The organism is Halomonas sp. SSL-5 (assembly GCF_030708455.1).
Lineage (GTDB): Bacteria > Pseudomonadota > Gammaproteobacteria > Pseudomonadales > Halomonadaceae > Halomonas.
In genome coordinates this window covers 149,666-175,120 of the sequence record NZ_JAUYWF010000001.1, presented here as the reverse complement: position 1 = coordinate 175,120, position 25,455 = coordinate 149,666, and the positions used below count along the sequence as shown (strand labels likewise).

Here is a 25,455-nt window from a genome sequence, read left to right as displayed (position 1 = left end):
GCACCGCACCTTTCTCACCACACGTTTTGCAGCGCCCATGGAGAGCCAAGATGCCCGCCACCCGCACGACCTCCCCCGCCCTGGAGCGAGTCCACCTGGTCTGGGACCTGCTCATCATCGTGCTGGTGATCGCCAACCTCGCCCTGCTGCTGTTCGACAGCCTCTACCTGCTGCCGCCGCTCAACGCCGCCTTCGAGGCCGTGGCCCCCGGGCTGCACGCCGCCTACGAGCGGCACATCCATGCGAATTTCCTCACCATCGACCTGGCGTTCGTGTCGATCTTCCTGCTCGACGTGCTTCTGGGCTGGGCGGTGGCCATCGCCGAGCGCCACTACCACCGCTGGTTCTTCTACCCCTTCGTGCACTGGTACGACGTGCTCGGCTGCATCCCGCTGGGCGGCTTCCGGCTGCTGCGCATCCTGCGCGTCATCTCGCTGCTGCACCGCCTGCAGCGCATGGGGCTGATCGACGTGCGCCGCTGGTACCTCTATGGCGTGGTCGCCAAGTACTACGACATCCTGCTGGAGGAGCTCACCGACCGCATCGCGCTGCGCATGCTCGACAACGTGCAGCGGGAGATCCGTCAGAGCGACGGGCTCTCCACCCCGCTGATGGAGCGGGTGGTGCGACCCCGCAAGCAGGCGCTGATCCACGAGATCGGCCAGCGGCTGGAGGCCATGGCGGGCGACGCCTATGCCCACAACCGCGACGACACCCTGCGCTACGTGCGCGGGCTGGTCGGCCGCACCCTGGCCGAGAGCCCGGAGCTCCAGCGGCTCGGGCGTCTGCCGCTGGGCGGCCAGCTGACCCGGGGGCTCGAGGCCTCGCTCTCGGACCTCGCCTGCCGCCTGGTCGACGAGGCCCTGAAAGGCCTGAAGTCGGCGGAATTCTCCGCCCTGGTGGAGCACCTGGCCGAGAGCGGCTTCGATGCCTGGCTGCGCAGCGACCCGCAGACCGAGCGGATCACCGAGCAGGTGCTGGGGGACATGCTGGAGCTGCTCAAGGAGCAGATCGCGGTGAAGGGCTGGCAGCACCGCTATCAGTAGGCCAATAGGTGCCCTCAGCTGCGGCGGGCGGCTCGCCGAGGTCGAACTTTTTTCTACTCCAATAAGCGCTTATATTCCTCAGGGCTGGCAGGGTAAATCGCCTCGACCACCATCACGATCATGCCATCGATCACCAATGAACCGGGAGAACGGCCCTTGTCATCACCCACCCCACGCTATCCGCTGCACCGGCTCACCGGCCAGTTCCGGGAGCCGGCCAGGGAGGTGAGCTATCGTCGCGAGATCGCGCCCCGGGTGCGCCTCGAGTCTGGCGTGGCGATCTGTGTGGCGGCGCTGGTCTTCGGGATGTTCGCCATCTCCGACTACCACTACCTCGACGCCGGCATCGAGCTCACCCTGCTTCTCGCCATGCGCCTGGTAGTGGTAGTCGCCTGCCTGGCGCTGGCGGTCGCGATCGGGCGCCTCGGCGACTTCAGCCGCCGGCTGTGGCTGCACGCCCTGCCCCTGTGGATACTGGCGACGGGCATCATCCTGATCGCGCTCCTGCGCCCCGAGAGCCTCGCCACCCAGGTCACCGCGCTGGTGGTGGCCACCATCGCCTTCTACCTGCTGATACCCAACCTGCTGCCGGTGGTGGCCTTCGCCAGCCTCTACCTCAACCTGGGGTTCCTGGCCGCGGCGGTGGTGATGACCGACATCCCGGCCGTGGTGGTGCTGCGCATCGGGCTGCTGCTGGTGATGACCAACGCCGTGGGCTTCTTCGCCCTGCTGCGCCTGGAACGACTGCAGCGGACGCAGTTCGCCCTCCTGGAGGAAGAGCGTGTCCAGAACCGGCAGATGGCCGAGGAAATCGCTCACCGCAAGTCGCTGGAGGCCCAGCTGCGCCAGGTCGCCGAGCAGGATGCGCTGACCGGCCTGGACTCGCGCCGCCACTTCATGGCCCGCGCCGAGGCGCTGCTGCGCCGCGCGCGGCACGAGAAAGCCCCCTTCAGCCTGTTCATGATCGACGTGGACCACTTCAAGGCCATCAACGACACCTGGGGGCACAGCCAGGGCGACCGGGTGCTGGCGGCGATCGCGAAGACCTGCAAGCACTCGCTACGACCCCAGGACGTGGTCGGCCGGTTCGGCGGCGAGGAGTTCATCGTCGCCCTGCCGGACACCCACCCCAAGGACGCGCTGATGGTGGCGGAACGCCTGCAGCAGAAGGTCAGCGAGCTTGAGGTGATGGAATCGATGCCCGACCATCGCCTCACCGTCACCGTCGGCATCGCCGGAGGCGTCGACGAGGACGCCGACCTCGACGCCCTGATTCAGCAAGCCGATCGCGCCCTCTACGCCGGCAAGCACGCCGGCAGGAACCGGGTGGTGATGAGCCAGGATGGGAGTGGTGAGTAATGCGGGTGACTGGATTGGGAGAAACCAAAATCATACAATTATAAATAAATAAACAATTTTTATGCTTTTTTTAATTCCTCCTTTCAAGGTGACGCTTGAGTGCTTTCATCTGCCTATCATGATTTGTCATTCCGTCAATCATGACATTGGCTTCCCTTATATTATCCAAGCCATCCCCACTTACATAGGAGCACTCTACGACATTAGAAACTGGGGTTCCATAAACATTGGCATGCTCATACCTGATAAACCCAGAATAGATCATTGGACTTACCTTGCCTTTCTCCAAAGCTGACTCTAATGCATAACCAACAGGAATGCTAAATGTATCTTTGTATTCTTCCGATGACAAAGGTTTTGACATGTAATGCCTAAATCCAACCTTGCTATATGTAGAAGGGGATGAAAGAACTTCTTTTAGAGAGTTTTCGCATGCGGAAAAGAACTTCCTTTCATCGGTTGGCCAATAAAAAAACGCAGAAAAACCCACCGCCAAAAGAAAAAAAGCACTGGACATGCTAGCAATTTTTTTCATTTAAACCTTCCCTCCATGAAAATCCTATAGCTTCAATTACAAAAAAATATAGCCACCTCTTTTCTCCAAAGTTCAGGCAACTTATACAACCCATTTTCAATATATCAATTACTTTACACTCTATCTATACAACAAGAAAATCCCCCTAACTTCTCATGCCTACTTTGGGGTAAAAAGAGGTCACTCGCTGACTCTCCGGTAAAACACCACCCTCCCCTCAATCGCCTCTACACCCTCCCGGGACTGCTCATAACTCCATGCCACATCCTTGTGTTCGCCAAAGGAGAAGTAAGAGGCATCGCCCTTGAAGGGGCAGTGGGTGACGGTGTCGGAGGGTCGCAGCAGGTCCATGCGCACATCCTCGCGGGGGAGGTACTGCCGTGGCGGGTAGCTACGTTCGCGCAGTTCGATGGCGCGGGTGGTGTCGGCCAGCAGGGTGCCATCGATGACGACCCGCACCCGGCGGGAATGCGGGTGCAGCGTGATGCGCGGCTCAAAGGCCTCAATCATGGCGGTTCCCTGTGTGTTCTTTTCGTTTTCTGTTTACGGAGCGTAACAGTCAGGGAAGCCTCCGCCGACGGCAGATCGCTTACAACTAACGTCGAACCAGACACTTCATGGCCGGGCGAGCGCCCGGACATCGGGGCCGCTCATGATGACGCGGCGGCCTGCTCTTCCTCCTCCTCGAGGGGGTCCTCCAGGGGTTCGCCCTCCTCGTCCAGGAGTTGGCTGTCGTAGGCCGCCTGGAGGCCGGTGTCCTCCTCTGCGGCTTCCTCCTCTTCGGCCTGGGCGATGGCGCCCGGGTAGAAGGGCGAGAGCACGGCCACCAGGATGCCCAGCGCGGCGAACATGGCGAAGGCGTCGGCGTAGCCGAAGCCCTGCACCAGGGCGCCGACCACCGGCGAGCCGGTGGCCTGGCCCAGGGAGACCGCCATGAAGGGCAGCACCGGGCCGACGGAGAGGCGGCCGGGCAGCAGGCGGATGCCGGTCATCAGGTAGAGGCCGGTCAGGCTCATATAGGCCAGGCCGAAGACCAAGGCGGAGAAGGCCGTCAGCAGCGGCTGGTCGGGGCTCGCGGCGAGCAGCGCCAGGCTCGCGGAGAGCATCATCAGCATCAGCGCCTGGGTGATCGGCGGGTTGTTGCGATCGGCCAGGTCGGCCACCACGGCGCCGCCGAGGCCGGCGACGCCCACCGCCAGCCACAGCCAGGCGGTGGCGGTGGCCGGCAGGCCGCCCAGGGTCACCACCAGATCGGGGGCGAAGATCCAGTAGGCGGCGGAGACGAAGCCCATCACGAAGGCGAACAACGTGAGCCGGATCAGGCGTGACCAGGGCAGTTCGTTGAGCGGCGGCGGGTCCGCCGCATCCGACGGCACGATGCGCGTGACCGAGGGCAGTAAGAGCCAGGCGGCGATCACCCCGAGCACGGCCAGCACGGCGAAGGAGAGGTAGGCGATTCGCCAGGCGCCGACCATGAACAGCACCGTGGGCACCGCCACGATCACGCCGATGCTGGTGCCCGCGTTCATCACCGAGCTGACCCGCCCGTGCAGCGAGCGCCGCACCACCGCCTGCATGGCGGCGGTGAGCGCGGGCATCATCAGGCCGGTGCAGATGCCACAAGCGAACACCCCCGACGCGAGCATCATCGGGCCCGTGGCCCGGCTGATCAGCATGAGCCCGGCGACGCCGAAACCGCCGGAGAGTATCGCCGCGTAACGGGCGCCGAGGACGCGGGTGACGAGCGGCGCCACCGCGGTGGCCAACAGGAAGCTAATCAGCGGCAGCGAGCCGATGATGCCGATAACGTAGGAGGAGAGGCCCAGCTCGTCTCGGATCGGAGGGACGAAGAGACCGAAGGCGAAACGGGCGAGACCGTAGCTGATCGCGATCAGCCCGGCCCCGAGTATCGCGAACCCCGTGCTGGATAGCCTCATCATGCATCCTCCGCAAGAGCGCGTCGAAGTGGTGGGTCGTTGCCGGTGCCCGGTCGCCGACGTCGGGCAGAAAAGAGCGAGTCGGCACTCCCCCAGCGTGACGCAGCATGGCGATATCGACAAGGATGGCGGACGCTCCGGCGGCCTTGTCCCGCCGGTGGGGAGCTGTCATCGTCGAGAAGACCTTTCACCCCCAACAGGAGATGCCCGTGTACATCGCCATGAACCGCTTCCGGGTCAATCCCGAACGCACGGAGGAGTTCGAGCAGATCTGGCTGGAGCGCGAGACCCGCCTGCAGGGGCTGCCCGGCTTCGAGACCTTCCACATGCTGCGCGGACCGGAGCGCGAGGATCATGTGCTCTATGCTTCCCATACCGTGTGGCGCTCACGGGAGGACTTCGAGGCCTGGACCCACTCCGAGGCCTTCCGCAAGGCCCACGCCAGCGCCGGCCAGAGCAAGCGCGAGGGGCTCTACCTGGGCCCGCCGAGCTTCGAGGGATTCGAGGTCATCCAGACCGTCGACAACGAGGAGAGTGACGCATGAGCAATCGAGAAGCCTATGAGCAGAAGCTGCGCGCCAAGCTGGACGAGTGGCAGGCGGAGATCGACAAGCTGAAGGCCCAGGCCCGCGGCGCCGACGCCGATGCCCGCATCGAGCGGGAGAAGGAGGCCGAGCGCCTGGAGGAGAGGCGTGAGGAGGTGCGCCGGAAGCTGGAGGAGCTGCGCGAGTCCGGCGACGATGCCTGGGATGACATCCGCGCCGGGGCGGAGCGCGCCTGGGAGTCGATGAGCGACGCCTTCGAGAAGGCCCGCTCGCGCTTCAAGTGACTGCCCCGCCACCAAGTGACGTCACGGTTCACCCACGCGACGCCATGACGCGCCCCAGCTCCTGCCGATAGGCGGCCTCATGCTCGGCCGGGTCGGCGGGGAAGCGGCCGAGCGCCACCGCCAGGTCGAAGAAACCCTGCCGGGGCAGGTCGCCGCGGCGGCTGACCACCAGGGCGGCGATCATCGGTCGATCTGCGGCGACGTCCTCGCGCATCAGCGTCTCCAGGGCCTGGGCGACGCGCTGGATGGTGCGAGGCGGCGAAAGCCCCAGTGCCTCGGCGGCCTGCCGGTAGGTGATCGGCAGCGCCGCGTCTGGCAGCCCCATCAGCAGGTCCCGCAGGCGCGTGGCAATTCCCGCCTCGACCTGGCTCTCCATGCAAGACTCCTCCTCGAAATGGCTGCCATTCTCCGGCAGGTGGACCGGATGCGCTGTACCGAGTCTCCGCCGTGGCATACTCCCGAGCAAGTCCACCAGCGGATTTCCGAACCAGGAGACAGCCCATGCTCACCGGCCTGAGTGCCTTTCCATTGACGCCCATGAACGAGGATGCCATCGACGAGGCGGCATTCGTCCACCTGGTCGAGAGGCTGGTGGCTGCGGGTGTCGACTCCATCGGGGCGCTCGGCTCCACGGGCAGCTATGCCTACCTCGGCCACGCCGAACGCGCACGCATCGCCAGGCTGGCCGTGCAGAGTGCCGGCAATGTGCCGGTGATCGTGGGCATCAGTGCCCTGCGTACCCGCGATGTGCTGGCCCTGGCCGAGGACGCCGAAGCGGCGGGCGCCAGCGCGGTGCTGCTGGCACCGATGTCCTATCAGCCGCTGACCGACGCGGAGGTCTTCGGCCTCTATGAGGCCGTCACCACCCGGCTCTCGGTGCCGCTGTGCGTCTACGACAACCCCGGCACCACCCACTTCACCTTCAGCGACGAGCTGCATGGGCGCATCGCGGCACTGCCCAATGTCGCCTCCATCAAGATTCCGGGTGTACCCGCCGAGCCCGCGGCCGCTCGCGAGCGGGTCGAGCGGCTGCGCGCCCTGGTGCCGCCCGAGGTGACGATCGGCGTCAGTGGCGACGCCTTTGCCGCCACCGGGCTGAATGCCGGCTGCGAGGCCTGGTACTCGGTGATCGGCGGCCTCTTCCCCGAGGCCGCCCTGGCCATCACCCGCGCCGCCCGGGCCGGCGATGCCGAGGAGGCCCAACGCTTGTCGACTCGGCTCGAGCCACTGTGGGCACTGTTCCGACGGCACGGCGGCAGCCTGCGGGTGGTCGCCACCGCGGCTGAGCTGCTGGGGCTCGTCGGGTCGCCAACCCTGCCGCTGCCCCTGAAGACGCTTGAGGGAGAGAGCCGGCAGGCGCTGGCCGCCGTGCTGGAGGAGCTCGAGCTGGCGTAACCGGGCAGAGCGTGATCGGCGGTGATGGTCGGCATCGGTCCTTGATATGTCGGCTGGAGGCGTGTCTGCATGACGTCGCTTCCTTCGCATCAGCCTGAGCTGTACCTTGGGGGTCTTCTCTTCACATCGACTCACATCGACAGGATGACTGCCCCCATGCCGACGAGACACTCCACGCTACCCGACCCTCGCGTCTGGCGGTTCGCCCTTGTGCTGATCATGGCGGTGCTGCTGACGGGTTGCGGCGTCAACAACATCCCCACCTATGACGAACAGGTGAAGTCCACCTGGGCCCAGGTGGAGAACCAGTACCAGCGGCGCGCGGACCTGGTGCCCAACCTGGTCGAGACGGTCAAGGGGTTTGCCCGCCAGGAGCAGGAGACCCTGACCGCCGTGGTGGAGGCAAGGGCCAAGGCCACCTCGATCCAGATCGACGCCGAGTCGCTGGACGACCCGCAGAAGATGCGCCAGTTCGAGCAGGCCCAGCAGCAGCTGACCGGCGCGCTGAGCCGGCTGATGGCGGTATCGGAGCGCTATCCCGAGCTTAAATCGAACCAGAACTTCCTGGCCCTGCAGTCGCAACTGGAGGGCACCGAGAACCGCATCGCCGTGGCGCGGCGCGATTACATCACCGCGGTCGAGCGATACAACACCGAGATCCGCACCTTCCCCGGTCGCCTGTGGCACACCATCCTCTACAGCGACATGGCGCTGCGCGAGAGTTTCGAAGCCACGACCGAGAACGCGGACCAGGCCCCCCAGGTGGAGTTTGAATGAGCGATCTTCTGCGCATTCCGCTGCTGGCGCTGCTGCTGACGACGGCCGTCGGGCTTCAGGCCCAGGACGTTCAAGCCCAGGAGCTCGACTTTCCCGACCTGACCGGCCGCGTGGTAGACCAGGCCGAACTGCTGGACCCCACCACCGAGTCTCGCCTGAGCGCGCAGCTCGCGGCCCACGAGGAGGCCACCACCGAGCAGCTGGTGGTGGCCACCCTGTCCGAGCTTCAGGGCGTCCCCATCGAGGAGTATGGCTATCAGCTGGGGCGCCACTGGGGCATCGGCCAGGCCGAGGAGGACAACGGCGCCCTGCTGATCGTCGCGCCCAACGAGCGCAAGGTGCGCATCGAGGTCGGCTATGGCCTCGAGGGGCGCCTGACCGACGCCCAGTCCTCGGCGATCATCAACCAGACCCTGACGCCGGCCTTCCGCGAGGGTGACTATGCCCGCGGCATCAGCGAGGGCGTGGCGGCGATGATCCGGGTGCTGGGCGGCGAGCCCATGGATACCACCGCCACCGCCACCGCCAACGCCCCGCCCGGCGAGCAGGGCCCCAAGGGACCGGCATCGATCCTCTTCTTCGTGATGTTCGTGATCGTCATGAGCCTGGTGCGCGGTGGTCGCGGCGGCCTGCTGGCCGGCATGCTGCTGGGCGGTGCACTGGGCGGCGGCTCCCGCGGTGGCGGCGGCTTCGGCGGCGGGGGTGGTTTCGGCGGCGGTGGCGGCGGCTTCGGTGGCGGCGGTGCATCCGGCGGCTGGTAAGCAGCGCCCTACCGAGCCGCCCCCTTCCGGTGGCGACACCGACATGACATTCAGGATTCGGAGATCACGACCCCCATGGCCTTATTGAGCGAAGACGAGCAGCGCCAGGTAGCCGAGGCGATCAATCGGGTCGAGCGCGATACCGATGCCGAGCTGGTCACCGTGCTGGCACCGCGGGCGGACAACTACGCCTATATCCCGCTGCTCTGGGCGGGCCTGCTGGCCCTGGTGGTGCCCGGTGCGATCAACTACTTTCCCGGCTGGTTCTCGGCCTGGGAACTGACGCTGGTGCAATGGGCGACCTTCATCGTGCTGGGCCTGGTGTTCCGCCGCCCCGCCATCACCACCCGGCTGATCCCGCGAGGGGTGCGCCACTGGCGAGCGGCCAACCTGGCCCGGCGGCAGTTCCTGGAACAGGAGCTTCACCATACCGAAGGGGGAACGGGGATGCTGATCTTCGTCTCCGAGGCCGAGCGCTATGTGGAGATCCTGGTCGACCGGGGCATCTCGGCGCGCATCGGCGACGAGACCTGGCAGTCCATCGTTGAGGCCTTCACCCAGCGGGTGAAGGAAGGCGAGACCCTGCAGGGCTTCCTCGAGTGCATCGACGCCTGCGGCGAGCATCTCAAGGAGCAGGTGCCGGCCACCCACGAGCGCAACGAGCTGCCCAACCACCTGATCGTGCTGGACTGACCGATGCGAGGAACCGGCATGACACCAGACCACATGAGATCGGGACATCGCGGCGCGGGACTGGCCTTCAAGGTGGCACTGGTCGGGGGCATCCTGGCCCTGCTGGCGGCGCTGTCCATGGCCGGGGCGGGGCCGGCCTATCGCACCGGGCTGCTCACCCTGGGGGATGCCTTCAGCCTGCTACGCTACGGTGCCTTCGTCGCCCTCGGCGCCGCCGGTCTGGGCCTGGTGGGGTTGATCATCGCCGCCTTCACCCGCCGCGCCCGGCCGGCGCTGCTCGGCGGCCTGGTGATCCTGGCGGGGCTGGGGCTGGTCGCGATGCCCTGGATGCAGCTGCAGCAGGCCCGGGCGGTGCCCCCCATCCACGACATCACCACCGACATGCAGGACCCGCCCGCCTTCGAGGCCCTGGTCGCGCCCCGGGAGGCCGCGCCCAATGCCGTGGACTACCCCGGCGAGGCGACCGCCCGCCAGCAGCGCGAGGCCTACCCGGACATCCAGCCGCTGGTACTCGCTGAGCCCCTCGACGTAGTGATGGCCGCCGCCGCGGCCGAGGCGCGCGAAGCCGGCTGGGAGATCGCCGTGGCGGGCGACGCCAGGCTGGAGGCCACCGCTACAACCCTCTGGTTCGGCTTCAAGGACGATGTGGTGATCCGCCTGACCGAGATGCCGGACGGCATTCGGGTCGACATGCGCTCTGCCTCGCGGCTCGGCGCCAGCGACGTGGGCACCAACGCCGCGCGTATCCGGGCCTTCATGGAGGCCCTGGCGCAGCGGCTGGAATAGGGCTCGGCGACTCCCCCCGACGGAGATCAGCGTGTGGCGCAGAGCCCCTTCCAGTCCTCGAGGTCGAGCTCGGGCTTCTCGGCGCGGAAGCGGGCGTAGAGCTCGATGCCGCGCGGATCCTCGAGGATATCCACGCGCACGCCCCTGGCCTTGAGCAGCGGCTCGGTGCCCGAGGCGTTGGTGACATCGCCCACCACCACCCGGGAGAAGCCGCGCATGGTCAGCAGCGTGGCGCAGATCTCGCAGGGGCTCAGCGAGGTGAACAGCGTGGTGCGGCTGAAGTCGATGCGCCCGGCATCGCGGATAGCCGAGGTCTCGCCGTGGTGGTAGGGGTGATTCTCCTGCACCAGGGTGTTATGGCCCTTGCCGACGATGCGCCGGGTGGCGTTGTCGATGATCAGCGCGCCGATGGGGCAGCCGCCCTCATCGAAGCTCTTCTGCGCCAGCAGCACGGCGATGCGCATGAAGTCGGCATCGGTGAGCCGGCGGGCGAAGTCATCATCCATCAGCACCGGCAGGCTGGCGGTGGGCATATGGGCGATGGCGGCCAGCGCCGCCTGGGTCACATCCGAGCGTGCATCGAGCAGCGTTTCCATGAGGGCTCCAGCGATTGGTGACGCTGCCAAGATGCGCGGCCCGGGTACCTTGCGTCAACCACGCCCCGGCCGGCTATGCTGGGCGCCCGACCATACATTAGAGAGAGATCACGATGTTGGAAGGCACCACCGTCATGGCGGGCCAGTTCTTCGGCCTGGTCGCCCTGCTGCTGTGCCTCCTGGCCTTCGCCAGCAAGCGCGACGAGCGCCTGCTGGTGTTGCTGATCTCGGCCAACGTGGCCTTCGCCCTGCAGTTCCTGTTCCTGGAGAGCTGGACCGCGGCGGCGCTGAGCCTGCTGGTGATCGTGCGCATCGCCCTGGCTCGCCGCTACCCGGGCAGCACCAGGGTGATGGCCGGGGTGCTGGTCGCCAGCGGCGTGGCGGCGCTGGCGACCTGGCAGGGCTGGGCGGATCTGCCCGCGCTGGTGGCCATGGTGCTGGGCACGGTGGGCATGTTCCTGCTGCGCGGCATCCCCATGCGCGTGATGCTGGGCCTGGCGGCGGTGGCCTGGCTGCTCAGCCACCTGCTGGCGGGCGCCGTGGGCGGCTCGCTGGCCGAGGCGCTGGTGGTGGTCACCAACGCCATCACCATCTGGCGCCTGTGGCGGGCCAGGCGGCGCTACCCCGAGGCGTTCGAGGGCAGCGACGCCTGAACCGGGGCGCCAGCCTCACACTGCCGGATCACTTCATCTCGAAGCCACGCTTGACCAGGAACTCGCGCATGTGGGGGCGCAGCTTGGTGTCGAACAGCGGGGTCAGGTTCTGCGACCAGGTGGTGTCCTTGGGGCCACCCTTCCGGGACTGGTAGTAGGCGTGCATGGCGTCGTCATAGGCCGCCACCAGCTCGCTGTCGTCGTGGTAGCTGTCCTCCTTGAGGATCGCCTCCACCGGCAGGCGCGGCTTCACGTCGGGGTCGTGGGCCGGATAGCCCAGGCACATGCCGAACACCGGGTAGACGTGATCCGGCAGGCCCAGCAGATCGCTGATCTGCTGGGGGTTGTTGCGAATGCCGCCGATGTAGCAGATGCCCAGCCCTTCCGATTCGGCGGCAACGGCCACGTTCTGGGCCATCAGCGCGGTATCCACGCTGGCCACCAGCAGCTGCTCGGTCATGCCGCGCACCACCCGCGCACCGGTGCGCTCGGCCGCCTCGGTGGGGCGCTTCATGTCGGCACAGAACACCAGGAAGGCGCCGCAGGTGGCGATATAGCGCTGACCGCCGGCCAGTTCGGCGATCGCCTCGCGGTTCTCGGGCTTCTTCACATGGATGATGCTGTAGGCCTGCACATGGCTGGAGGTGGCGGCGGCCTGGCCGGCGCTGACCAGCTCCTCCAGCAGCGCCCGGGAGACCGGCTGGTCGGTGAACTTGCGCACGGAGCGGTGGGACTTGAGCAGTTCGATGGTGGGATTCATGGGACCTCGCTCGGTTGGTGTCACATCGACTCGGGTGTAGCCCTTAACAGGCTCATTGTTCCATGTCGCGCCCTCCCCTTGCACCGCCTTTTGCCACGCGGCTCCTGGTTCATGGCACTTTTCAGCACCGCCGTCGCTGGGTAGTGTGGAGAGCCGCCCGGCCATGCCACCCCCTGCCCCACCCTCCGAGGCCTTACATGAAACGCATCCTGCTCGTCGACAACGGCTCCCTGCGCCCCCAGGCCACGCTCAACCTGCGCCGCCTGGCCAGGGCCCTGGCCCAGGCCACCGGGGAGCCGGTGGAGGCCGCCTCGCTGCTCCACTCCCACAAGATCCCCGCCGAGCAGCTGGAAGGCGAGAAGGCGGTGACGCTGGGCCCGCTGGCCGAGCGCCTGGCGGCACAGGGCGTGACCGAGCTGCTCATCGTGCCCTTCTTCTTCGGCCCCAGCCAGGCGCTGACCGGCTACTTGCCGGAGCGCCTGGCGGAGGTACAGGCGAAGCACCCGCGGCTCGCCATCAGGGTGGCGGCGCCGCTGGTGGACTCCCTCGCGGGGCTCGACCTGCGCCTGGCGCGGCTGCTGGCCGACAATGTCCGCGCGGCCATGGCGCGCGGGGACAGGAGCGAGAGGCACAGGCCGACGGTAGTGCTGGTCGACCATGGCAGCCCGATCCCCGAGGTCGCCGCGGTGCGCAACTATGTGACCGGGCAGCTCGGGGCGTTGCTGAGTGAAGAGGCCGGTTGCGTCACCTTCGCCTCCATGGAGCGGCGCGATGGCGACCAGTATCGCTTCAACGAGCCGCTGCTGGCCGACCTGCTGGCCTCGCGGGCGCTGGCCGGGCGCGAGGTGATCCTGGCCATGCTGTTCCTCTCCCCCGGCCGCCACGCCGGCGAGGGCGGCGACATCGCCGAGATCTGCGAGCAGGCCATGGCGGCGTCACCGGGGCTCACCGTCACCACCACGCGACTGGTGGGCGAGCACGAGGGCATCCTTGCAATTCTCGCCAGCCGCGTGGCCCAGGGGCTGGCAGGCGAGTCGCTGCTGCTGACGCTGCCGGCGCGAGGCTGACCGCTTGAGACCGAGCGCCGGACGATGCCGGATAAAAGCCTGTATCCTGAGGCCAGCCATCACAACGACAAAAAATCCGTCATCGGGGTGCCCAGGGGCCACCCCGACGAGAGTATCCATCGCAGACAGAACCCCGGAGGACCCATGGGCTGCGCGAGAGTTGCCGGACATTGCCAACGCTGCGAGGGGGAGCTGCCCTTCGATATCACCATGGCCTTTCAGCCTATCGTGGATCTGGACCGGCGCGAGATCCACGCCTACGAGGCGCTGGTACGCGGGCCCCGGGGCGAATCCGCCTACGAGGTGCTGTCCAAGGTGACCGATGACCTGCTGTATCGCTTCGACCAGGCCTGTCGCGTCAAGGCCATCGAGCAGGCCAGCCGGCTGGGGATGCAGGAGTCGCTCTCCATCAACTTCCTGCCCAATGCCGTGTATGAGCCCGAAGCGTGCATCCAGGCCACGCTGGAGGCCTCGCGGCGCGTGGGTTGGCCGCCGGAGAAGCTGGTCTTCGAAGTGGTCGAGTCGGAGCAGATCACCGACCGGGAGCATCTCCACGATATCGTCACCGCCTACCGGCGCATGGGCTTCCGGGTCGCCCTGGATGACTTCGGCACCGGGTACGCCAACCTCGACCTGCTCACCGAGCTTACCCCGGACAAGCTGAAGCTGGACCGGCAGCTGATCCAGGGCTGCCATCACGACCCGCGCCGCCAGGCGCTGATCGATGGCATGGTGGCGATGGCCCGCCGACTCGGCATCCTCCTGATCGCCGAGGGCGTAGAGGAAGCCGGCGAAGCCCGCTGGCTCCACCGGGCCGGCATTCCCCTGCAGCAGGGCTACTTCTTCGCCCGCCCGGCCGTCGATGCCCTGAGTGCCGACCTGGCGCCGGCCTTCGCCGCCGTCCTCGATGTTTCCCCCTCCAGGAGAGCCCACTCATGACGCTGCCACCGGAGCGTTTCGACAACATGGCGCGGGTGATCCACGCCGCGCCCATCGGCATCTGCGTGACCGACGCGGAAGGCCGCTTCGAGATGGTCAATCCGGCCTACTGCGAGTTCTACGGCTACCGCGAGGAGGAGCTACTCGGCCGCCACTTCACGCTGATGGTGCCCGAGGCGAACCGGACGATCCTCCACGAGCTCCACGAACGCTTCATCGCCGGCGAGGACGACGAGGAGTTGGCCCAGGAGTGGGAGGTACACGGCAAGGATGGCGAGTTGCGCAATATCCTGGCCCGGGCGGCGCGCATCATCGACGCCGATGGGGCAGTGAAGAAGGTAACCTTCGTGGTCGACATCACTGAGCGCAAGGGGATGGAGCAGCGCCTCGAGTTCCTGGCCCGCCACGACGAGCTTACCGGGCTGCTCAACCGCCGTGCCGGCCTGGCGCTGCTGGAGGAGGAGATCGCGCGCAGCCAGCGCTACGCCACCCCGCTCTGCGTGGCGACCTGCGACCTGGACCACTTCAAGCGCGTCAACGACCGTCACGGCCACGCCGCCGGTGACGCCGTGCTGCGCGAGGCGGCCTCGCGCATGCGCTCGACCCTGCGCCAGCACGACCATCTGGTGCGCATGGGCGGCGAGGAGTTCATGGTGGTCCTGCCCGGCATCGCCAGGTACGAGGGGTGGCGAGCCATGGAGCGGCTGCGGCTGCGGCTCGCCGCCACGCCCCTGGAAGAGCCCCCGCTGACACTGACCCTCTCGGCGGGAGTGACCGAGTTCACCGCCGGCGAGAGTGCCGATGCGGTGATGGAGCGCGCCGACCAGGCCCTCTATCGCGCCAAGCGCGAGGGGCGCAATCGGGTACTGGAGGACGAACTCCCGGCCATGGGCAAGGCGACCTGATCCCGGTAGCATGGCCTCCCGCCCACTCCATCACCCGCGAGGATGCAACGTGAAGCCCGAGGACCTCCTGACGCTGGTGAGGATGCGCATGCCCTTCGGCAAGTACCAGGGCCGGCTGCTCGCCGACCTGCCGGGCCCCTACCTGGCGTGGTTCGCCCGCGAGGGCTTTCCCGACAGCGAGCTGGGCCGCCTGCTCGCACTGATGCACGAGATCGACCACAACGGCCTGGGCGACCTGCTCGAGCCGTTGCGGCGTTCCTGACTTCCGGAATACCTGATGCTGAAAATTTCCAACAGCGTGGAGCTAGGCGACTGGGAGATCGAGCTGAACCCGATCCGCGCCCAGGGCGCCGGCGGCCAGAACGTCAACAAGGTGGCCAGCGCCATCCACCTGCGCTTCGATATCCAGCGCTCCAGCCTGCCGCCCTTCTACAAGGAGCGGCTGCTGAGCCTTGGCGACCAGCGCATCACCCAGGACGGCGTGGTGATCATCAAGGCCCAGCGCTTTCGCACCCAGGAACAGAACCGCGAGGATGCCCTGACGCGGCTGCGCGAACTGATCCGCGAGGCGGTGAAACAGCGCAAGGTACGCAAGCCCACCCGGCCGACCCGAGGTTCCCAGCGCCGTCGGGTCGATTCCAAGACCCGCAAGGGCAAGACCAAGGCCCTTCGCGGCAAGGTGACCCCATGAGGGATATGCGCAGCGAACGCCCGGCCTCGCCCTGCGTCCGGGTATGCCGCGTGCTCCCCGCGGACAGCCTCTGCGAGGGGTGCGGGCGCACCCTCGACGAGATCGCCACCTGGGCGCGCCTGGACGAGGACGGCCGCGAGGCCATATGGCAACGCCTGGAGGCCGAGGGCTGGCCGGTCACCGGCGACGCCCCCGCCTGAACCGCCGGCCCCCTCAGTGCCGCTTGACGCGTTGGATCCGCCAGGCCAGCACGCCGATGATTCCCAGTCCCAGCGGGGCCAGCACCGCCGCGGCCAACGCCGGCACGATGGTTACCCCCAGCGCCGCCAGGCTCTGCAGGCCGAGCTTGAAGAGGCTGAACAAGTAGTAGCTGATCACGATGATCGACAGCCCCTCTACCGCCTTCTGGATCTTCAGCTGGCTGCTGGTGCGCTCGTTGAGGCTCGCCAGCATCTCGGCGCTCTGCTCCTCGATCTCCACCTGGGCCCGGGTCCGCAGCAGGTCGTTGAGCCGGGCCACGCTCTCGGCGAGGTCCTGCTGGCGACGGTGGATCGAGGCGCAGAAATGCACCGTGGGCCGGAAGCGGCGCAGGATGAAAGTGCCCAGCCGCGGGCTCTCGCCGACCCGGCTCTCGCGCAGCTCCTCGATGCGGGTGAAGACGATTCGCGCATACGCCTCGGTGGCGCTGAAGCGCCGGCGCGAGCGCGCCCCGCTGCGTTCCAGCCGCGCCGAGAGCTCGGAGATCGCCCCCAGCAACGGCCGCGAGCTATCCGCCTGACGCTCGGCGTTGCGCTCGGAGAGCTCGCCGAGCTCGAGCTCATGCGCCAGCAGCTCGCGCTCCAGCTCCTTGGCCAGCGGCAGCGCCAGGCTGGCCATCATGCGGTAGGTCTCTATCTCCAGCAGGCGGCGTGTCATGCGGCCCAGCCGGAAGGCATCCAGCCCCTGGTTGATCAACAGCAGGCGGTTGACGCCATCGGCGCTCAGCCGGAAATCGCTCCACACGATGGCATCGCCATCCCCCACCCGCGAGCCGGAAGGGTCGCGAAAGCCGTAGTCGGCCGGCCTGCCGGCCCAGCGATGGGCGGACTCCACCAGGACCTGGGTGGCACTGATCAGTTGGGTACGATGTGGGCCCACCAGCGCGTCGAGCAGCGCCGGAGGCGCCGGCCAGGCCTCTTCTTCCGGCGTCCGCGGTACCAGCAGCGTGAGGGTCAGGAACTCTGTGTGACGCTCCCACTTCAGGGTCAGGCCCTCGACCTCGAGGATCTGCTGGACCGCCTCACGGTCCAGCGGCGTGCCGCTCAGCTCACCCAGCCGCGCCAGCACGGCCTCGCAGGCGCCGGCCTCGTCGAGCAGGGCATAGTGGTGAAGGGTGGCTGGCTCATCGAAGTAGATCGAGGGCCGGGCGTGCAGCTCGTTGTGCAGTCGCTCGCGCTGTGGGTGCATGGTCGTGTCTCGAAAGGGGAAGCCCTCGAGACTAAGACCGCGGGCGGCTGCCGCCAAGTGCCTGCGTCAACTCGCCCCGTCCGGACTCAGAGCCAGCGAATGCGTCGGAACAGCCAGATCAGCCCGACGGAAATCGCCAGCATCACACCGAGCAGCACGAAGTAGCCGTAGCGATAGCCGAGCTCGGGCATATGCGCGAAGTTCATCCCGTAGATGCCGGCCAGGAAGGTCAGCGGCACGAAGATGGCGGTGATCACCGTGAGCAGGCGCATGGTGATATTGAGCTGGTGCGAGGAGAGCGAGATATAGCCGTCGATCAGGTCGCCACAGATGTCGTAATACATCTGGGTCAGGCTGTGCAGGCGCTCGAAGCGCTCGTGGACGTCATTGATGGCATGCAGAGTCTCGTCGACGTCCCGCGGCAGGTGGGCGTAGTCGTAGGCGGTGAGCTCCTGGGTGATGCCCACGTGGTAGTTGAACACCCGGCGCATCTTGACCAGCCGCGAGCGATAGCCGATGAGCAGGCGCATCAGGGCGTCGTCGCCGCCCTCGATCAGGCCATCCTCGAGGTCGCTCAGCTGATTCTCGAACTGCAGCAGGCTGTCCAGGTAGAAGCCGGCCGAGAGATACATGGCCCTGAGTGCCACATGCTCCGGCGAGCGTCGCAGCAAGCGCTCGCCCTCGGCGCCGTAGAGGCGGTCGAGGCTCAGCGCCGTATCGGGATGCAGGCTGATCAGGAAGCGCTCGCCGACGAAGAAGGCGACCCGCTGGGGCACAAAGTTCAGCTCGGCATCGAAGGAGCCGATCCCCCGGTAGATGATCAGCGTATGGCCCTCGAACTCCTCGATCTTGGGCGGGTGGCGGTCGCGATGAGCATCGTCGATGGCCAGCGGGTGGCAGGCGAAGGCCTCCAGCAGCTCGCGTTCGCGAGCCTGTGGCTCAGCTTGCAGGTCCAGCCACAGGTAGCTGTCCTGACTCTCCTGCCAGCGCTCGACCAGTGAGGCATCGCCATGGATGGCGCTGCCGTCGTCCTCAACCAGTATCGCTCGAATCATTGCCCTGGCCCCATGCCGATCGCAGTTCGACTCAGATTGACAGGCTCAGGCCTCGTAGGCGGCCTTGAGGCGATAGAACTCGGTGACGATCTCGTCCATGGCTTCGGGGTCATAATCGCACAGGCCACTGACCACCAGCTTCTTGGAGCCGGTGCCCACCGGCTTGCCACCCGACTGGATGCGGAACTCGAGCAGGGTATCACCGCGCTTGCCGTTGACCTCCAGGGAGGAATCGAGCAGTTCCAGCTCGGGGGAGAGGCCCTCGAGACGCTCCAGGCAGAACCCCATGCTGTCGTAGATCACCAGCGGCCTGCGGGGGTTGAACATCACGCCCTTCTCTTCCATCAGGGGCTTGAGGTAGTGCGGAAAGTTCTTGCCCGAGAAGGAGACATAGCAACGCGTGAAGGCCTCCACCACCCCCTCGTCGCGAGTCGCCTCGCCACCGCGAGAGACCTCCAGGTAGCACTTGCCGGCATCGTCGCAGACGCGAATCAGCCCGTCGGCATGCTCCTGGAACCACAGCGGGGTGCCATCACCCACCATGCTGAGAAAGCGAAACTCCATGCGCTGGGAGAGACCGAAGCGCGCCAGCACCAGGGCGAACAGCAGGTCACCGGGCACGCAGAAACGCCGCGCATCGGGATTGTGGATAGGGTTGTAGTCGCCGGCGACTCCCTTGGCGAAACGGCTGGCCTGCTCCGCGGAGATGATGATGCGATCCCCTGCCAGCGTATGAAATTCATCGAGAAACATGCGTGACTTGCCTGCGTCGTTGGCGATCCGAAAACGGCCGGCGTCTGCCGGAGCGCTGATGATGCCACAAAACGTCCTTCGGGGGAGCCGGGGGGCCCCTGCCCGCCTTGCTACTCCTTTGGTGGTAAGGCTTTGCGCCTATATTGCGGTGCACTAGCGGTGGTAGAATAGGCGCGCTTTCGCACCCTTCCCATGAACCCTGTTTTCGGGACTCAACGCCATGCCATCCTTCGGATACCCAACCCTACGGCCCCGGCACACCGCCTGGTGGTCGGGATGCCTCGTGCTTGTCTGCCTGCTGTTCAGCCCCACGGCCTTCGCCGTGACGGGCGAGCTGAATCTTACCAACTCCGTGGTCGGCCTTTTCGCCGTGAGTATCTTCGTCCTCGCCTATGCGCTCGTCATGGGCGAGGAGAAGCTGCACATGCGCAAGTCCAAGCCGGTGCTGGTCGCCGCCGGCATCATCTGGGCGCTGATCGGCTGGGTCTATGTGCAGGCCGGTATGCCCAACGAGGCCGAGCACGCCTTCCGCGAGACCCTGCTCGAGTTTACCGAGCTGATGCTCTTCCTGCTGGTAGCGATGACCTACATCAACGCCCTGGAGGAGCGCCGCGCCTTCGATGTGTTGCGCAGCTGGATGGTGCGCAAGGGCTTCACCTACCGCCAGCTGTTCTGGATCACCGGCGGTCTGGCCTTCGTGATCTCGCCCATCGCCGACAACCTGACCACCGCGCTGCTGATGTGCGCGGTAGTGACCAAGGTCGCCGAGGGCGACAAGCGTTTCATCAACCTGGCCTGCGTCAACATCGTGGTGGCGGCCAACGCCGGCGGTGCCTTCAGTCCCTTCGGTGATATCACCACCCTGATGGTGTGGCAGGCCGGCATGATCCAGTTCCAGGAGTTCTTCGTGCTGCTGGGGCCGTCGCTGGTCAACTTCCTGATCCCGGCGGTGGCGATGACCTTCTTCATCAAGAACCGCAAGCCGGACAGCATGGAAGAAGAGGTGTGGCTCAAGCGTGGTGCACGACGCATCATCTTCCTCTTCCTGCTCACCGTGGCCACCGCCGTGGCCTGCCATACCTTCCTGCACCTGCCGCCGGTTCTGGGCATGATGACGGGTCTGGGCTACCTGCAGTTCTTCGGCTACTACCTGCGCCGCACCCTGCCGCGCTCGCTGGAGAAGAAGCGCACCCGCTACGCCCGTCGCGGCGACGACAAGAAGCTGGCCCAGCTGGGTAGCGTGGTGCCCTTCGACGTATTCAACCGTGTGGCACGGGCCGAGTGGGACACCCTGCTGTTCTTCTACGGGGTGGTAATGTGTGTGGGCGGCCTGGGCTACATGGGCTACCTGGCGATGCTCTCCGAGGCGCTCTACACCGGCTGGGGAGCCACCTATGCCAACATCGCCCTGGGCCTGATCTCGGCGGTGGTCGACAACATCCCGGTGATGTTCGCGGTGCTGACCATGGAGCCCGACATGTCCCACGGCCATTGGTTGCTGATCACCCTCACCGCCGGTGTCGGCGGCAGCCTGCTCTCCATCGGCTCCGCCGCCGGCGTCGCACTGATGGGCCAGGCCCGTGGCAACTATACCTTCATGGGCCACCTGCGCTGGGCCCCGGTGATCGCCCTGGGCTACGTCGCCAGTATCGTCACTCACCTGTGGCTCAATGCCGGGACGTTCCAGGTCTTCGGCTGAGTCGACTCGTCCGGCGGCAACGCCGCCGGGCAGTCCCCGTTGAAGCGGCAGCTTTACATTCCCTTCCCTTCATGTAGCTTATGAGCAGATGCCCGTCACGGCACACCGCTGCGTGTCGGCGCAAGGCCTGCACCCGTGACACCACCCAGGGAAGCCGATACGCCATGACGACACGCCGCCACCCCGCCTCGCTGCCATCGCGCGACATATCTCTGCTCGAGGTCGAGACATGGCGTGGCTGAGAGCCGCCCTGCTGCTCTGGCTGCTACCCCTGTTGGGTGGCCATGCCGCTGCCGAGGAGCGGGCCGTGCTGTTGGTGGCTCATGCCGACGTCACCACCCAACGCCTCACGCGAGACACCACTCGGGCCATCTTCGCCATGCGCCAGCGTACCTGGCCGGATGGCCAGGCCGCCCGGGTATTCGTGCTGCCCAACGACCACCCGGTGCATGAGCGCTTCGTCAAGGAGCGCCTGACCGTCTATCCCCATCAACTGCAGCTGGCATGGGACCGCATGGTCTTCTCCGGCACCGGCCAGGCGCCGGACCGCGTGAGACACCAGGCCGAGATGCTCGAGCGCATCGCCACCACCCCCGGCGCAATGGGCTATCTGGAAAGGGAGTACCTGGATGACCGTATCCAAGTCATTTCAATGGATTGAAGGGCACCGCCCCCTGATCCTGACGACCATGCTGGCGAGCCTGCTGTCGGGACCGGCACTCGCCAGCGAGAAGGTGCTGGATACGCTGCAGATGCACGGCTTCCTCAGCCAGGCGCTGGTGATCACCGATGACAACAACTTCTTCGGCCCCAGCAGCGAGGACGGTGGCAGCCTGAAGTACACCGAGATCGGGGCCAATGTGTCCCTTCGCCCCCACGAGAACGTGCTGGTGGCAGCCCAGGTGCTCAGCCGACGGGCTGGCGGAGATGGCGACGATGCGAAACCAGTTCTGGATTATGGGGTTATCGACTATCAGATGGTATCCAACCAGGACAGAACCTTCGGCATTCAATTGGGGCGCAGTAAAAACCCTTTCGGCTTTTACAACCAGACCCGTGATGTTGCCTTCACGCGACCCAGCATCCTGCTGCCCCAGTCGATCTATTTTGACAGAACGCGCTCGCTGGCACTCTCGGGAGACGGTATTGCCGCCTACATGGAAGAACGCATCCCTTCCGGCACCTTGAGGGCCCAGCTTGGCTTTGGTGTGCCACAAGCGGGAGATGATCTGAGCAGCACCCTGAGGCTCGACACGGTTCCCGGCTCACTGGATCCACGCGCCTCTGCCATCGGCCAGATCAAGTATGAACATCAGGGAGGCCGCTTCGTCGCAGCGGTCAGTGCAGCCGACGCCAATGCACGTTTCGAGTCAGGCTCGCCGCTCTTGAGCAATGGCGACTTCTATTTTCGCCCCTGGATAGTATCGTTGCAGTACAACGAAGAGAACTGGAGCCTTACGGCCGAGTACGCTTGGCGCAACTCCGGGTTGGAAAACTTCGATAATGACAACGTCAACTTCGATGTTACCGGTGAAAGCTGGTATGTGCAGTATGCCCGGCGCTTCAATGAAAGCTGGCAATGGCTGCTGCGCTACGACAGCCTGACCAGCAACCGTGACGATCGCGACGGCAAGGCCTTCGAGGCCAGCGGCGCCGGCCCCGCCCACAGCCAGTACGCCGATGACATCACACTGGGCCTGCAGTGGAACGCGAATCCCCGACTGATGCTGGCGGCCGAGTATCACCATGTCGACGGGACAGGGTGGCTGCCGATCCAGGACAACCCCGATCCCTCTGAGACCCAGCGACGCTGGAACATGCTCCTCTTTCAACTCTCCTTGCGTTTCTGATAGCCCTGAATTGAAAGGGAAATAATGACTCAATGAGCCCTTCCAGCCGATCCGCACCCCGCCAACGCCTCAGCCTGACCTGGCGCGTCATCGCCCTGAGCAGCCTGTTGGTACTGGGCCTGGTGCTGGCCTTCTCCTGGGTCGGCCACGCCAACTTGACCCGCCAGTTCGAGGAGAGCCGCAACGAGAGCGCACTCCGTCAGGCCGGCGAGATGCATCTGGCCCTTCAACGCTCAGAGGAGAGCGTTCGCCAGCTCGCTTCACTGGTGGCCTCGACCCAGGGCCTGGGCGCGGCCCTGCCGGACCACGAGGGTGAAGCGCTACTGGAGACCCTCGGGCCACAGTGGCCCACGCTACAGCTGGAGTCCGGGGTCGAGGAGATCCTGATCTTCAATGCCAGCGGTGAACAGGTTGCCGAATGGGGGGCACCCCAGTCAGGGAATGGACGCCCGGTACAGCGCTGGGTTCGCCAGGTCATCGAATCCGAGACACCGCTCACCGCCCTGCGCTGCTCCAGCGACTGCCGGCAGTATGCCGCCGTACCGGTGCTGGTCGAGGGTCGAAGCACCGGGGTGGTGATCCTGTCGCGCTCGCTGGCCGATGTCATGCGCCAGGCACATCAGATGGCCAAGGGTGACGTAGGGCTCCTGGTAACCGGAGAAATGCAGAGCAGCGAGCTTCTTGTAGAGCGGAGACTCTCCGACTGGTACGGGCAACTGATCGCCCTGACCGGGCAAAACGAGAGCCTGCCGGCACTGCACCAGGCATCCCGCGAGACCAGCCTCAGCGCCCTCACCGAGCGCCCCTACCGCTTTCGCCACGCGGCTCGCGATATCGAAGTGAGTGCGGTACGCATGGACGAGGACGGCGACCGGCGCAGCACCGGTTATGTGCTCTTCACCAACGATATCACCGACCAGATACATGCTATCCGCCAGGATACCCGCACCCTGGTGATGATCGGCATCGGCGGCTGGGTAGCCGCGGAGCTGCTTCTGCTGGCCATCCTGCTCAGTCCCATGGCCCGGTTGCGGCGCATCTCGGGGATACTGCCTAGCCTGGCCCAGGGGGAATTCGACAGGGCTCGGGCGGCCATCCCACATCCCAATAACCGACTATCGGATGAGATCGATATCCTGGAAGGATCGACCCTGCGCCTGGCCAACCAGCTGGAAACCCTGGAAGGCGAAGTCAGGTCGCGAGGGGAGCAGCTGGCCCAGCGAGTGGATGAGCTGGCACACGAGCGCGACTTCATCGGCAGCCTGCTGGATACGGCGCGCGTGTTCATCGTGACCCAGGATCCGGATGGCCGGATCACGCTGGTCAACGACTATGCGCTATCGGTGATGGGGGTGAGCGAGACCTTGCTGCTCAAACGCCTCTTCGACGACGTCTTCGGCGGCCAACGCCAGTCGCTGGCCGGCAGCGATGGCAGGGGGCAAGAGGAGCGCCAGCTGGCGACCGCCGACGGCAAGCGGCACACCATCGCCTGGTACCACGCCTCGCTTCCCGGGAACCCCGGGGAGCCCAATGGCCGCATCTCCGTCGGCCTGGACATCACCGAGCGCAAGGCCGCCGAGGCGCGCCTGACATGGCTCGCCGAGTGTGACCCCCTGACAGGGCTCTACAACCGCCGCTATCTCAAGGAGGCCCTCGATGGTGCCATGGAGCAGGGGCACTCCGGCGCCCTGCTGCTGCTGGACCTGGACCAGTTCAAGGACGTCAACGAGCTCAGCGGGCACCAGGCCGGGGACCAGCTGCTGCGCAAGGTGGCCGCTGTGCTGGGCGAGGAGCTGGGGCACCGCGGCACCCTGGCACGCCTGGGCGGCGACGAGTTCGCCCTGCTGCTGCATAGCGCCAGCGAGACCCTGGCGACCCGCATCGCCCAGCAGGTCAACCAGATCCTTGCATCGGTAGTCCTCGACGTCGGAGATCGCCGACACCGAGCAGGCGCCAGCATCGGTATCGCACTCTTTCCGATCCACGGTGACAACGCCATCGACCTGATGGCCAGCGCCGATATGGCGATGTACAAGGCCAAGGCCTCGAGCAGCCAGCGCTGGCACCTGCTCTCGACGCTGGAAGCAGCCCGTGGGGAGTTGCAGGAGCGCGTCTACTGGGAGGAGCGCATCCACCATGCGCTTGAGGAAGACAGCTTCGAGCTGATGGTGCAGCCCATCGTGCGTCTGGAGGACCGTGATATCCGCCACTATGAGGTGCTGCTCAGAATGCAGGACGAGGCCGGTCAGCTGATCTCTCCCGGCGCCTTCATCCCGGTGGCGGAGCGCAGCGGCCAGATCCTGGAGATCGACCGCTGGGTCATCCGCCAGTCCCTCGAAGTATTGGCTCAATTGAAAGACCGCAGTATCAGCCTGGCCATCAACCTGTCGGGACAGTCACTCCACGATGACGGCCTGAGGCAGTACCTGGCCGAGGAGCTAACTAGCAGCGGCGCCGACCCTCAGTACCTTATCCTGGAAGTCACCGAGACCGCCGCGGTCACCGACTTCTCGACCGCACGTGGAGTACTACAGTCACTGCGCGATCTGGGCTGCCGCACCGCCCTGGATGACTTCGGCGTCGGCTTCAGCAGCTTCCACTATCTGAGCCAGCTGCCGGTGGACTACATCAAGATCGACGGCAGCTTCATTCGCAACCTGCCAATCAATGCCGATAGCCGCGTTATCGTCAAGGCCATCGCCGATATTGCCAATGGTTTCGGCAAACAAGCCATCGCAGAATTCGTCGATCAGGAATCGCTTGTGCCCATACTCAGCTCCTATGGCATTGCATTCGGGCAAGGCTTTCATCTCGGAAAGCCGATACGCGTATCGGACGCCTTTGGATACCTTTCACGACCCAAGGAGAATGAAAATGCCAAACCCTCCGGCAACTAATCACCTGACAAGGAAGAGGTGGAATG

Annotated in this window: 29 protein-coding genes; 20 read left to right on the top strand and 9 right to left on the bottom strand. The window is 66.0% G+C overall.

Features of this window, described 5'->3' with window-relative positions; translation table 11 throughout:
• Positions 1-50: 50 nt before the first annotated feature.
• Positions 51-1,046: an ion transporter gene (locus RAN53_RS00875; RefSeq protein WP_305794931.1), complete on the top strand. Its 996-nt coding sequence runs from the start codon at positions 51-53 to the stop codon at positions 1,044-1,046.
• A gap of 156 nt (positions 1,047-1,202) precedes the next feature.
• Entirely contained in the window at positions 1,203-2,405 is a 1,203-nt protein-coding gene (locus RAN53_RS00870) for a GGDEF domain-containing protein (RefSeq protein ID WP_305794930.1), read from the top strand.
• Between the two features lie 70 nt (positions 2,406-2,475).
• On the opposite strand, the gene RAN53_RS00865 is transcribed toward RAN53_RS00870, so the two are convergent.
• The 3 genes from RAN53_RS00865 to RAN53_RS00855 form a co-directional block, all read right to left on the bottom strand.
• Positions 2,476-2,940 carry a hypothetical protein gene (locus RAN53_RS00865; protein ID WP_305794929.1) on the bottom strand — a complete coding sequence of 155 codons (465 nt, stop codon included), beginning with the start codon at positions 2,938-2,940 and terminating at the stop codon, positions 2,476-2,478.
• 180 nt (positions 2,941-3,120) lie between these two features.
• The gene (locus RAN53_RS00860; RefSeq protein WP_305794928.1) at positions 3,121-3,450 is read right to left on the bottom strand and encodes a DUF427 domain-containing protein; all 330 of its coding nucleotides are present in this window, start codon (positions 3,448-3,450) and stop codon (positions 3,121-3,123) included.
• Positions 3,451-3,590: 140 nt separating this feature from the next.
• Positions 3,591-4,880: an MFS transporter gene (locus RAN53_RS00855; protein WP_305794927.1), complete on the bottom strand. Its 1,290-nt coding sequence runs from the start codon at positions 4,878-4,880 to the stop codon at positions 3,591-3,593.
• A 206-nt stretch (positions 4,881-5,086) separates the two neighbouring features.
• On the opposite strand from RAN53_RS00855, the gene RAN53_RS00850 reads away from it, so the two are divergent.
• Both RAN53_RS00850 and RAN53_RS00845 read left to right on the top strand, forming a co-directional pair.
• On the top strand, positions 5,087-5,422 hold the full coding sequence (locus tag RAN53_RS00850) for an antibiotic biosynthesis monooxygenase family protein (RefSeq protein ID WP_305794926.1): 336 nt from the start codon (positions 5,087-5,089) through the stop codon (positions 5,420-5,422).
• Positions 5,419-5,706, top strand: coding sequence for a coiled coil domain-containing protein (locus RAN53_RS00845; protein WP_305794925.1), 288 nt, complete (start codon positions 5,419-5,421; stop codon positions 5,704-5,706). The genes RAN53_RS00850 and RAN53_RS00845 overlap by 4 nt, the downstream gene beginning before the upstream one ends.
• Before the next feature lie 28 nt (positions 5,707-5,734).
• Here the strand turns inward: RAN53_RS00845 and RAN53_RS00840 are convergent, their stop codons facing one another.
• Positions 5,735-6,082, bottom strand: a complete 348-nt coding sequence (locus RAN53_RS00840; protein WP_305794924.1) for a hypothetical protein — start codon at positions 6,080-6,082, stop codon at positions 5,735-5,737.
• Between the two features lie 125 nt (positions 6,083-6,207).
• Here RAN53_RS00840 and RAN53_RS00835 point away from each other — a divergent pair, with 125 nt between their 5' ends.
• The 5 genes from RAN53_RS00835 (at position 6,208) to RAN53_RS00815 (ending at position 10,118) form a co-directional block, all read left to right on the top strand.
• The gene (locus RAN53_RS00835) at positions 6,208-7,101 is read left to right on the top strand and encodes a dihydrodipicolinate synthase family protein (RefSeq protein WP_305794923.1); all 894 of its coding nucleotides are present in this window, start codon (positions 6,208-6,210) and stop codon (positions 7,099-7,101) included.
• A gap of 156 nt (positions 7,102-7,257) precedes the next feature.
• Positions 7,258-7,878, top strand: a complete 621-nt coding sequence (locus RAN53_RS00830) for a LemA family protein (RefSeq protein ID WP_232911308.1) — start codon at positions 7,258-7,260, stop codon at positions 7,876-7,878.
• Positions 7,875-8,639 carry a TPM domain-containing protein gene (locus tag RAN53_RS00825; RefSeq protein WP_305794922.1) on the top strand — a complete coding sequence of 255 codons (765 nt, stop codon included), beginning with the start codon at positions 7,875-7,877 and terminating at the stop codon, positions 8,637-8,639. Before RAN53_RS00830 ends, RAN53_RS00825 begins: the two co-directional genes overlap by 4 nt.
• Positions 8,640-8,714: 75 nt before the next feature.
• Positions 8,715-9,332, top strand: coding sequence for a TPM domain-containing protein (locus tag RAN53_RS00820; RefSeq protein ID WP_305794921.1), 618 nt, complete (start codon positions 8,715-8,717; stop codon positions 9,330-9,332).
• A 33-nt stretch (positions 9,333-9,365) separates the two neighbouring features.
• Complete coding sequence (locus RAN53_RS00815; protein WP_305794920.1) at positions 9,366-10,118, top strand: DUF1499 domain-containing protein; 753 nt, start codon at positions 9,366-9,368, stop codon at positions 10,116-10,118.
• Positions 10,119-10,144: 26 nt separating this feature from the next.
• On the opposite strand, the gene RAN53_RS00810 is transcribed toward RAN53_RS00815, so the two are convergent.
• Entirely contained in the window at positions 10,145-10,714 is a 570-nt protein-coding gene (locus RAN53_RS00810; protein WP_305794919.1) for a nucleoside deaminase, read from the bottom strand.
• A 113-nt stretch (positions 10,715-10,827) separates the two neighbouring features.
• Between RAN53_RS00810 and RAN53_RS00805 the strand changes: the two genes are divergently transcribed.
• Complete coding sequence (locus RAN53_RS00805) at positions 10,828-11,367, top strand: YgjV family protein (protein ID WP_305794918.1); 540 nt, start codon at positions 10,828-10,830, stop codon at positions 11,365-11,367.
• 28 nt (positions 11,368-11,395) lie between these two features.
• On the opposite strand, the gene nfsA is transcribed toward RAN53_RS00805, so the two are convergent.
• On the bottom strand, positions 11,396-12,127 hold the full coding sequence (gene nfsA, locus RAN53_RS00800; protein ID WP_305794917.1) for an oxygen-insensitive NADPH nitroreductase: 732 nt from the start codon (positions 12,125-12,127) through the stop codon (positions 11,396-11,398).
• Between the two features lie 197 nt (positions 12,128-12,324).
• Between nfsA and RAN53_RS00795 the strand changes: the two genes are divergently transcribed.
• The 6 genes from RAN53_RS00795 (at position 12,325) to RAN53_RS00770 (ending at position 15,929) form a co-directional block, all read left to right on the top strand.
• A complete protein-coding gene (locus RAN53_RS00795; protein WP_305794916.1) occupies positions 12,325-13,194 on the top strand; it encodes a sirohydrochlorin chelatase in 870 nt (289 codons plus the stop codon).
• A 210-nt stretch (positions 13,195-13,404) separates the two neighbouring features.
• Positions 13,405-14,133, top strand: a complete 729-nt coding sequence (locus RAN53_RS00790; protein WP_305794915.1) for an EAL domain-containing protein — start codon at positions 13,405-13,407, stop codon at positions 14,131-14,133.
• The gene (locus RAN53_RS00785) at positions 14,130-15,038 is read left to right on the top strand and encodes a GGDEF domain-containing protein (RefSeq protein ID WP_305794914.1); all 909 of its coding nucleotides are present in this window, start codon (positions 14,130-14,132) and stop codon (positions 15,036-15,038) included. Before RAN53_RS00790 ends, RAN53_RS00785 begins: the two co-directional genes overlap by 4 nt.
• A 49-nt stretch (positions 15,039-15,087) precedes the next feature.
• Complete coding sequence (locus RAN53_RS00780; protein WP_305794913.1) at positions 15,088-15,300, top strand: DUF3820 family protein; 213 nt, start codon at positions 15,088-15,090, stop codon at positions 15,298-15,300.
• Positions 15,301-15,315: 15 nt separating this feature from the next.
• Positions 15,316-15,729: an alternative ribosome rescue aminoacyl-tRNA hydrolase ArfB gene (gene arfB, locus RAN53_RS00775; protein WP_305794912.1), complete on the top strand. Its 414-nt coding sequence runs from the start codon at positions 15,316-15,318 to the stop codon at positions 15,727-15,729.
• A complete protein-coding gene (locus RAN53_RS00770; RefSeq protein WP_305794911.1) occupies positions 15,726-15,929 on the top strand; it encodes a DUF1289 domain-containing protein in 204 nt (67 codons plus the stop codon). Before arfB ends, RAN53_RS00770 begins: the two co-directional genes overlap by 4 nt.
• A gap of 13 nt (positions 15,930-15,942) precedes the next feature.
• Here the strand turns inward: RAN53_RS00770 and RAN53_RS00765 are convergent, their stop codons facing one another.
• The 3 genes from RAN53_RS00765 to RAN53_RS00755 all read right to left on the bottom strand — a co-directional run bounded on the left by RAN53_RS00765 (position 15,943) and on the right by RAN53_RS00755 (position 18,983).
• A complete protein-coding gene (locus RAN53_RS00765; RefSeq protein WP_305794910.1) occupies positions 15,943-17,175 on the bottom strand; it encodes a DUF3422 domain-containing protein in 1,233 nt (410 codons plus the stop codon).
• A gap of 86 nt (positions 17,176-17,261) precedes the next feature.
• Complete coding sequence (locus RAN53_RS00760; RefSeq protein ID WP_305794909.1) at positions 17,262-18,230, bottom strand: magnesium transporter CorA family protein; 969 nt, start codon at positions 18,228-18,230, stop codon at positions 17,262-17,264.
• A gap of 45 nt (positions 18,231-18,275) precedes the next feature.
• On the bottom strand, positions 18,276-18,983 hold the full coding sequence (locus RAN53_RS00755; protein ID WP_305794908.1) for a DUF3581 family protein: 708 nt from the start codon (positions 18,981-18,983) through the stop codon (positions 18,276-18,278).
• Positions 18,984-19,266: 283 nt separating this feature from the next.
• Here RAN53_RS00755 and nhaD point away from each other — a divergent pair, with 283 nt between their 5' ends.
• From nhaD to RAN53_RS00735, 4 genes are all read left to right on the top strand, one after another.
• Complete coding sequence (gene nhaD / locus RAN53_RS00750) at positions 19,267-20,682, top strand: sodium:proton antiporter NhaD (protein ID WP_414842943.1); 1,416 nt, start codon at positions 19,267-19,269, stop codon at positions 20,680-20,682.
• 229 nt (positions 20,683-20,911) lie between these two features.
• On the top strand, positions 20,912-21,343 hold the full coding sequence (locus RAN53_RS00745; RefSeq protein ID WP_305794906.1) for a hypothetical protein: 432 nt from the start codon (positions 20,912-20,914) through the stop codon (positions 21,341-21,343).
• Entirely contained in the window at positions 21,312-22,532 is a 1,221-nt protein-coding gene (locus tag RAN53_RS00740) for a hypothetical protein (RefSeq protein WP_305794905.1), read from the top strand. Before RAN53_RS00745 ends, RAN53_RS00740 begins: the two co-directional genes overlap by 32 nt.
• A gap of 32 nt (positions 22,533-22,564) precedes the next feature.
• Positions 22,565-25,429, top strand: coding sequence for an EAL domain-containing protein (locus RAN53_RS00735; RefSeq protein WP_305794904.1), 2,865 nt, complete (start codon positions 22,565-22,567; stop codon positions 25,427-25,429).
• Positions 25,430-25,455 lie beyond the last annotated feature (26 nt).

Coding starts and splice junctions, on each gene's coding strand:
- RAN53_RS00875 (WP_305794931.1), top strand. CDS start 51: ATGCCCGCCACCCGCACGACCTCCCCCGCCCTGGAGCGAGTCCACCTG.
- RAN53_RS00865 (WP_305794929.1), bottom strand. CDS start 2,940: ATGAAAAAAATTGCTAGCATGTCCAGTGCTTTTTTTCTTTTGGCGGTG.
- RAN53_RS00860 (WP_305794928.1), bottom strand. CDS start 3,450: ATGATTGAGGCCTTTGAGCCGCGCATCACGCTGCACCCGCATTCCCGC.
- RAN53_RS00855 (WP_305794927.1), bottom strand. CDS start 4,880: ATGATGAGGCTATCCAGCACGGGGTTCGCGATACTCGGGGCCGGGCTG.
- RAN53_RS00845 (WP_305794925.1), top strand. CDS start 5,419: ATGAGCAATCGAGAAGCCTATGAGCAGAAGCTGCGCGCCAAGCTGGAC.
- RAN53_RS00840 (WP_305794924.1), bottom strand. CDS start 6,082: ATGGAGAGCCAGGTCGAGGCGGGAATTGCCACGCGCCTGCGGGACCTG.
- RAN53_RS00835 (WP_305794923.1), top strand. CDS start 6,208: ATGCTCACCGGCCTGAGTGCCTTTCCATTGACGCCCATGAACGAGGAT.
- RAN53_RS00830 (WP_232911308.1), top strand. CDS start 7,258: ATGCCGACGAGACACTCCACGCTACCCGACCCTCGCGTCTGGCGGTTC.
- RAN53_RS00825 (WP_305794922.1), top strand. CDS start 7,875: ATGAGCGATCTTCTGCGCATTCCGCTGCTGGCGCTGCTGCTGACGACG.
- RAN53_RS00820 (WP_305794921.1), top strand. CDS start 8,715: ATGGCCTTATTGAGCGAAGACGAGCAGCGCCAGGTAGCCGAGGCGATC.
- RAN53_RS00815 (WP_305794920.1), top strand. CDS start 9,366: ATGAGATCGGGACATCGCGGCGCGGGACTGGCCTTCAAGGTGGCACTG.
- RAN53_RS00810 (WP_305794919.1), bottom strand. CDS start 10,714: ATGGAAACGCTGCTCGATGCACGCTCGGATGTGACCCAGGCGGCGCTG.
- RAN53_RS00805 (WP_305794918.1), top strand. CDS start 10,828: ATGTTGGAAGGCACCACCGTCATGGCGGGCCAGTTCTTCGGCCTGGTC.
- nfsA (WP_305794917.1), bottom strand. CDS start 12,127: ATGAATCCCACCATCGAACTGCTCAAGTCCCACCGCTCCGTGCGCAAG.
- RAN53_RS00795 (WP_305794916.1), top strand. CDS start 12,325: ATGAAACGCATCCTGCTCGTCGACAACGGCTCCCTGCGCCCCCAGGCC.
- RAN53_RS00790 (WP_305794915.1), top strand. CDS start 13,405: ATGGCCTTTCAGCCTATCGTGGATCTGGACCGGCGCGAGATCCACGCC.
- RAN53_RS00785 (WP_305794914.1), top strand. CDS start 14,130: ATGACGCTGCCACCGGAGCGTTTCGACAACATGGCGCGGGTGATCCAC.
- arfB (WP_305794912.1), top strand. CDS start 15,316: ATGCTGAAAATTTCCAACAGCGTGGAGCTAGGCGACTGGGAGATCGAG.
- RAN53_RS00770 (WP_305794911.1), top strand. CDS start 15,726: ATGAGGGATATGCGCAGCGAACGCCCGGCCTCGCCCTGCGTCCGGGTA.
- RAN53_RS00765 (WP_305794910.1), bottom strand. CDS start 17,175: ATGCACCCACAGCGCGAGCGACTGCACAACGAGCTGCACGCCCGGCCC.
- RAN53_RS00760 (WP_305794909.1), bottom strand. CDS start 18,230: ATGATTCGAGCGATACTGGTTGAGGACGACGGCAGCGCCATCCATGGC.
- RAN53_RS00755 (WP_305794908.1), bottom strand. CDS start 18,983: ATGTTTCTCGATGAATTTCATACGCTGGCAGGGGATCGCATCATCATC.
- RAN53_RS00745 (WP_305794906.1), top strand. CDS start 20,912: ATGGCGTGGCTGAGAGCCGCCCTGCTGCTCTGGCTGCTACCCCTGTTG.
- RAN53_RS00740 (WP_305794905.1), top strand. CDS start 21,312: ATGACCGTATCCAAGTCATTTCAATGGATTGAAGGGCACCGCCCCCTG.
- RAN53_RS00735 (WP_305794904.1), top strand. CDS start 22,565: ATGAGCCCTTCCAGCCGATCCGCACCCCGCCAACGCCTCAGCCTGACC.